A 6,841-nucleotide genomic window follows, 5' to 3' on the forward strand; every position below is an offset into this window, starting at 1 on the left:
ACGACGCGGCGGCCGGCGCGGGCACGGGTGATGAGCAGGTCGTTGATGTGCTCCTGGGCCATGAAGCGGCCGCGGGGCAGTTTCGAGGCGTCGATGATCTCGACCTCGGGTGGCAGGGAGGCGAGCAGCCCTTGCGGCGCGAGGTGGTCGGCCAGCACCACGTCGGCCGAGGCCAGGGCCTGCCGGCCGCGCACCGTGATCAGCCCCGGATCGCCGGGCCCGCCACCGACCAGCACGACGCTGCCGCCGGGAGCCGGCCGCGCGGCGACCGGCAGCAGCCCCTCGCTCAGCGCCGTCACGACCGCGTCCCGCACGTCGGGAGCCCGGTCCTCCCGGCCGGCGGCGTGCACCGCGACGACGAGGTCGCCGATCCGTCCCGTGGCCGGAAGCACGGCGCTGCCCGCTCCGTCGCCCGAGGCGCAGAACACCCGCTCGCGCTCGGCTTCCTCGGCAACGGCGGCGTCGACCGCGGGGTCCCCGGAGGCAGCCACGGCGAACCAGGCGCCGCGCAGATCGCCCGCCGCGTAGGACCGGCGCTGCCAGGTGAGGGCGCCGGCGGACGCGAGGGCCTCCAGCGCCGGGGTGACCCGCGGCGCGATCACGGTGACCACCGCGGCGGCGTCCTGCAGGCCGGCGACGTACCGGTGCGCGCCGGTACCTCCGCCGACCACGACGACCGCCCGGCCGGTCAGGCGCAGGCCGGTTGCGGCCGGGACGTCGGGAGCGGGGCGCGGGGTCAGCGGTCCTCCTGGGACGTCGGCGTGGTCTGGGCGGCGGTGGCCGGTCGGGAGCGTGGGAGCGGCGTCGACGGCCAGGGCGACCGTCACCCGGCCGTGCACGGTCTTGGGCACGACCAGCGATCCGCCACCGAGCAGGGCGGCGGCCTCGGCGACCGACGGGGTGCCGACCCGTGCCGCCACCCCGGGCGAGGGGGTGGGGACGACGACCTGCCGCAGGCGCTCGGCGGGATGCCCGGTCAGGGGCCAGCCGCGCTGGGCGGCGGCGGCGACGAGACCGGGCTCGCGGGCGCGGACGTCCAGCGTGGCCAGCCGGACCGGGGCGCCGGGATCGGGGAGCACGGCGTCGACCGCGGCGAGGACCTCCTCGGCGCTCACCCCCGAGGCCAGCCCGATGCCGACCGTCCTCACGTCGGCACCCCGGGGCGGTCCGGCAGGGCGGCCAGCAGTCCGGCGGCGTCGCGGGGGAGCGGTCCCTCGCCGAGGAGCCCCAGCGCACGGAGGCGCGCGCCGACCTCCAGCGCCCACGGACGGGCGAGCCGGGCGGCGCGGAGCAGGTCGTCGTCGGCCAGCAGGGTGCCCGGCTCGCCCTGCACCACGGTTCCGCCGGCCACCACGGCGACCTCGTCGGCCCAGGACAGGGCGAGGTCGACGTCGTGCGTGCTCATGACCACCGTCGAGTCGGAGGCCTGCAGCCGGGCGAGGGCGGCGAGGGTCTCGGTCACTGCGGACGGATCGAGCCCCGCGGTGGGTTCGTCGAGCAGCAGCACGCAGGGGCGCATCGCGACCGCGCCGGCGATCGCCACCCGCTTGCGCTCGCCGTAGGAGAGCCGGTGGGTCGGCCGGTCGGCCAGGTGACCCACGGCGAGCAGCGCGAGGGCCTCGGCCACCCGGGCGCGCACCGTGGCCTCGTCCAGGCCGAGGTTGAGCGGGCCGAAGGAGACGTCCTGGGCCACCGAGGCGCTGAACAGCTGGTCGTCGGGGTCCTGCAGCACCAGCTGCACCGCCTGCCGGTGCGCGCGCAGGCCCCGGCGGGTGTGGCTCAGCGGCTCGCCGTCGAGGGTGACTTCGCCGGCGGCCGGCCGGAGTGCTCCGGACAGGCAGCGGAGCAGGGTCGTCTTGCCCGAGCCGTTGGCGCCGAGCAGAGCCAGCCGCCGTCCCGGGGGCACGGTCAGGTCGGCTCCGTCGAGGACCGGTGGGGAGCCGGCGTACCCGGCGACCAGTCCGCGGGCGGCGAGCGCGTGGTGGCTCACCGGACCGCTCCGGTGACGGCGACGACCGCCGCGAGCAGCACCGCCGTGGAGGCGAGGAAGGCCGGTGAGGAGGGGCGGGCCTCGGGCAGCACCCGGAGCCCGGTCTCCATCCCGCGACCGGCCAGGCCCTCGTGCATGCGGTGCGCGCGGTCCCAGGAGCGGGTGAGGACGGCGGCGGCGAGCATGCCCGCGGAGCGGTACGACCGGCCGGCGGTCGACCAGCCCATCCGTGCGGTCTGCGCCTCCCGGACCGAGCCGAGGGCGGCGAGCAGCAGGAAGAGCATCCGGTAGGTGACCGAGGCGATCTCGACGACGGCGTCGGGCACCCGTAGGCGCCGGAGTTCGGGAAGCAGGTCGCTCATCGGCGTCGTCGTGGCCAGCAGCAGCACCGCCGAGGTTCCCGCGAGCGCCCGCCCGACCAGCTCGCCGGCGCGCGCCGCGGCGTCCGGTGCCCAGCCGGGGATCCCGCCGTCCAGGGTGACGACGGCGGTCAGGGCCCCGACCGCGAGGAACGCCATCGGCCAGCGGATGGCGCGCAGGAAGGTGCCCGCGGGGACGCGCGCCGGGCCGAGCGCCAGCCCGACGGCGACCGCGCCGACCAGCACCGCGCCCGGCCAGGGCGGCAGCACCAGCGCGCAGAGCACGAGGCCGACGCAGAGGGCGAGCTTGTCGGCGGGGGAGCGCACCCGCCAGGCGCTGCGCCACGCGGCGTCGTCGACCGCGAGCCCGGTCACGGCGCCTGCCCGGCGTCGGCGTCCCGCGCCAGGCGGCGACCGCGCAGCCGGCCGAGGACGTAGCCGAGCACGCCGCCACCCAGGGCCGCCTGCAGCGCGAACAGGCCCGACTCGACCTCGGTCGACGACGGCGCGAACACCGACTCGAACCACGGGCGGTACCCGGTGTCCTCGATCGCGCCGGTGGCCCGGCTGTCGGTGCCGGCGTACTCCGAGGCGCCGCCGTCGAGCAGCAGGGGAACGGTGAAGAGCGCGAGCACCGCCAGCACGAGCAGCGCGGTGACCAGCCGCCGGCGGGTCACGCCGCGGCCTCCTGGTCCGCCGCGGGCCGCAGGACCCCGAGGCGTTCGAGCTCCGGGCGGGCGTTGACGGTGAGCACCCGGAACAGCAGCACCGCGAGCAGCCCCTCGCCGATCGCCAGGGGCACCTGGGTGAAGGCGAAGACGCCGAGGAACTTGACCAGAGCGCCGGCGATCCCGCCGGTGGCGTCGGGAAAGGCCAGGGCCAGCTGCACCGACGTGGTGACGTAGGTGGCGAGGTCGGCCAGCACCGTGCCGACGAACACGCCGGGCAGCAGGCCGCCGCCCAGCCGCCGGACCAGCCGGTAGCTGCCGTACGCGGCCCACGGTCCGACGACGGCGAACGCGAAGGCGTTGGCGCCGAGCGTCGTGAGGCCGCCGTGGGCAAGCAGCAGCGCCTGGAACAGCAGCACGACGGTGCCCAGCAGCGCCATGACCGGGGGCCGGAACAGGATCGCGCCCGCGCCGGTGCCGGTCGGGTGGCTGCTGCTCCCGGTGATCGAGGGCAGCTTGATCGCGCTCAGCACGAAGGTGAACGCCCCCGCCGCCCCGAGCAGCAGGGTGGCTTCGGGCCGCTCCCGCACCTCGCGGGTGACGGCGCGCGCGCCGTGCACGACGAACGGCGCGGCGGCCAGCGCCCATCCGGCGGCGTGCGCGGCCGGCAGGAACCCCTCAGCGATGTGCATGCTGCTGCTCCGGTCGCTCGGTGTGCAGGGTCGCGGCGCAGGCGGCGGTGAACCGCTGGGCCAGGGCGGGGCTGCCGGCCCAGTTCAGGTGCAGGTACGAGGCGTGCACGTTCCCGGCGGTGAAGCCCTCGGCGGTGCCGCCCCAGCGCCAGGCCGGCGCCGGCCCGGCGACCGGGACGGCCGCGGTGCGGTGGAACTCGTGCCCGCGCACCCGGGTGCCGGCCGGGGCCAGCACCGACGGGCCGGCGGCCTCGGCCTCCCGGTAGCCCAGGGTGAGCCGGCCGGCCATCGCCGTCGCCACGTCCAGGACGCCGCACATCGGGACGCCGTCGAGCTCGCGGGCGAGGTACAGCAGCCCGGCGCACTCGGCGGCGACCGGCCCACCCCGGGCGGCCAGCGCGGCGACGTCGGCCCGCAGCGTCCCGTTGGCCGACAGCTCGGCGGCGTGCACCTCGGGGAAGCCGCCGCCCACGACGAGGCCGGCCGTGCCGGCGGGCAGCGCCTCCTCCCGGAGCGGGTCGACGACCACCACCTCGGCGCCGGCCGCGGCCAGCAGCTCGGTGTTCTCGACGTAGCCGAAGGTGAACGCGGCACCGCCGGCGACCGCGATGCGCGGCCGGGCGGTGCCCGGCGCCACCTCGTCCGCCGGGTCCCACGGCGCGGCGGCCAGCGGGGGAGCCGACCGGGCCAGGGCGAGCACCGCGTCCAGGTCCAGACCCTCGCCGACGACCTCGCCCAGCCGGCGCACCGTCGTCGTCGCCTCGGCCGAGCGCTCGGCGGCGGGGATCAGCCCGAGATGCCGGGACGGGGTGTGCAGCCGGTCGTGCCGGCGCACCGCACCGAGCACGGTCACCCCGGCGGCGGCCAGCGCGCCGCGCAGGATCGCCTCGTGCCGGTCGCTGCCCACCCGGTTGAGCACCACTCCGCCGACCCGGATCGCGGGGTCGAAGGTCGCGAAGCCGTGGACCAGCGCCGCGACGCTGTGCGCCTGCGACGCCGCGTCCACGACCAGCACCACCGGGGCGTCCAGCAGCCGGGCGACGTGCGCGGTGGAGGCGAACCCGGGGTCGACCGACGGGTGCGCCGCACCGTCGAACAGGCCCATGACGCCCTCGACCACGGCGATGTCGGCGGGGGAGGGGTGCAGCGCGCCGCGGAGGAACAGCGGGGCGACGCGCTCCTCACCCACCAGCCAGGGATCGAGGTTGCGGCCCGGGCGGCCGGCGGCCAGCCCGTGGTAGCCCGGGTCGATGTAGTCGGGGCCGACCTTGTGCGGGGACACGGTGAGCCCGCGGGCGCTGAGGGCGGCGATGAGCCCGGTGGCGATCGAGGTCTTGCCCGCGTTGCTCGACGGCGCGGCCAGCACCAGTCGCGGGACCCGGATCACCACTCGATCCCCCGCTGCCCCTTCTGCCCGGCGTCCATGGGGTGCTTCACCTTGGTCATCTCGACGACCAGGTCCGCGGCGTCCACCAGCGCCGGCGGCGCGTCCCGCCCGGTGATGACGACGTGCTGGCTGCCCGGCCGGTCGGCCAGCGTGCGCACCACGTCGTCGACGTCCACCCAGCCCCACTTCAGCGGATAGGTGAACTCGTCGAGCACGTAGAACCGGTGTGCCTCCGCGGCGAGGTCGCGCTTGATCTGCGCCCAGCCCTCGGCGGCGTCGGCGGCGTGGTCGGTCTCCTCGCCGTGCTTGCGCGACCACGACCAGCCCGAGCCCATCTTGTGCCAGACCACCGGCCCGCCCTCGCCGGTCTGCTCGTGCAGGCGGCCCAGCGCGGTCAGCGCGTTCTCCTCGCCGACCTTCCACTTGGCGCTCTTGACGAACTGGTAGACCGCGATCGACCAGCCCTGGTTCCACGCGCGCATCGCCATGCCGAAGGCGGCGGTTGACTTGCCCTTCATCTCGCCGGTGTGCACGGCGAGCAGCGGGCGGTTGCGGCGCTGCCGGGTGGTCAGCCCGTCGGCCGGGACGACCTCGACCCGTCCCTGCGGCACTAGTCCTCCTCGCCGGCGCTCGTGGGCCGAGTGCCTCGGGGCGCTGGATCCACTGACGAGCTCGCCAGCACGCTCATCTAGGCCACCTGCCGGGCGGCGCGGACCGTGCCCGCGAGGGCGTCGGCGCCGAGCTCGTCGAGCCGCAGCGTCTCCGCGCCCAGTGCGGTGCCCAGCGCGCTCGCCAGCCCCAGCCGCACCGGCCCGGACTCGCAGTCGACGACGACCGCGGAGGTGCCGGTGGCGGCCACCAGCGCCGCGGCCCGACGGGCCTCGCCGAGGTGGTCGCCGCCGCGCGCGCCGGTGGCCCGACCGTCGGTGACGACGACGAGCAGTGGACGGCGCCGCGGATCGCGGACCCGCTCCACCCGGAGCACCTCAGCGGCGCGCAGCAGGCCGGCCGCGAGCGGGGTGCGCCCGCCGGTCGGCAGGCCGGTGAGCCGGGCGGCCGCCGCCTCCACCGACCAGGTGGGTGGCAGCACCAGCTCCGCCTCGCCGCCGCGGAAGGTGATCATGCCGACCTTGTCCCGCCGCTGGTAGGCGTCGAGCAGCAGGGAGAGCACCGCGCCCTTCACGGCGGCCATCCGCGACCGGGCACCCATCGAGCCGCTGGCGTCGACGACGAACAGGACCAGGTTGCCCTCGCGGCCCTCGAGAACGGCCTGGCGCAGGTCGTCGCGCACGATCCGCAGCCCCGGCCCGGTGCGACCGCGGGCGTGCTGGTGCGGCGCGGCGGCGAGCACGGTGGCGGGCAGGTGCAGCCGGGTGACCGGGCCCGCCGGACGGGTGGAGCCGACCACCCGACCGCGCTCGGACCGGGCCCGCGAGCGGCGGCCGGGTGCCCCCGCGCCGATGCCGGGCACCTCCAGCCGGCGGACGCGGACCGGATCACCAGGGGTGACGGCCGCGCGCTCGGGCGCGGGGGCGGCGTCGGCGGCCGCACCGCCCTCGCCCTGGGGCTGTCTCTTATACACATACACGAGCCCACGAGAACGTACTAGAACTCGTATGCCGTATTCTTCTTGAGAAAACACACATAAACAACAACGTAACATCGTCACCTTAACCTACAACAATATAATATATCAAACATATAACTGCTACAGCACACATATATCATACCAATCACAACACACA

8 protein-coding genes are annotated in these 6,841 nt (G+C 76.3%); all 8 read right to left on the reverse strand.

Translation table 11 applies throughout. From position 1 onward, the window contains the following. Positions 1-1,148, reverse strand: a 1,148-nt coding sequence (locus C5508_RS20410; RefSeq protein ID WP_232797285.1) for a cobalamin biosynthesis protein, incomplete at its 3' end; no start/stop codon positions are given. Further along, entirely contained in the window at positions 1,145-1,990 is an 846-nt protein-coding gene (locus C5508_RS18465; RefSeq protein WP_104526379.1) for an energy-coupling factor ABC transporter ATP-binding protein, read from the reverse strand. The genes C5508_RS20410 and C5508_RS18465, both read right to left, overlap by 4 nt. Continuing rightward, on the reverse strand, positions 1,987-2,724 hold the full coding sequence (cbiQ, locus tag C5508_RS18470; RefSeq protein ID WP_104526380.1) for a cobalt ECF transporter T component CbiQ: 738 nt from the start codon (positions 2,722-2,724) through the stop codon (positions 1,987-1,989). The genes C5508_RS18465 and cbiQ overlap by 4 nt, the downstream gene beginning before the upstream one ends. Continuing rightward, on the reverse strand, positions 2,721-3,026 hold the full coding sequence (locus C5508_RS18475) for an energy-coupling factor ABC transporter substrate-binding protein (RefSeq protein WP_104526381.1): 306 nt from the start codon (positions 3,024-3,026) through the stop codon (positions 2,721-2,723). The genes cbiQ and C5508_RS18475 overlap by 4 nt, the downstream gene beginning before the upstream one ends. Next, positions 3,023-3,709, reverse strand: coding sequence for an energy-coupling factor ABC transporter permease (locus tag C5508_RS18480; RefSeq protein WP_104526382.1), 687 nt, complete (start codon positions 3,707-3,709; stop codon positions 3,023-3,025). Before C5508_RS18480 ends, C5508_RS18475 begins: the two co-directional genes overlap by 4 nt. Beyond that, positions 3,696-5,096: a cobyrinate a,c-diamide synthase gene (locus C5508_RS18485; RefSeq protein WP_232797286.1), complete on the reverse strand. Its 1,401-nt coding sequence runs from the start codon at positions 5,094-5,096 to the stop codon at positions 3,696-3,698. Before C5508_RS18485 ends, C5508_RS18480 begins: the two co-directional genes overlap by 14 nt. Then, the gene (gene cobO, locus C5508_RS18490; RefSeq protein WP_104526383.1) at positions 5,093-5,707 is read right to left on the reverse strand and encodes a cob(I)yrinic acid a,c-diamide adenosyltransferase; all 615 of its coding nucleotides are present in this window, start codon (positions 5,705-5,707) and stop codon (positions 5,093-5,095) included. Before cobO ends, C5508_RS18485 begins: the two co-directional genes overlap by 4 nt. 77 nt (positions 5,708-5,784) lie before the next feature. Further along, positions 5,785-6,678, reverse strand: a complete 894-nt coding sequence (locus C5508_RS18495) for a vWA domain-containing protein (protein ID WP_232797287.1) — start codon at positions 6,676-6,678, stop codon at positions 5,785-5,787. Between the last annotated feature and the right edge of the window lie 163 nt (positions 6,679-6,841).

This window comes from Blastococcus atacamensis (assembly GCF_002938425.1).
Lineage (GTDB): Bacteria > Actinomycetota > Actinomycetes > Mycobacteriales > Geodermatophilaceae > Blastococcus > Blastococcus atacamensis.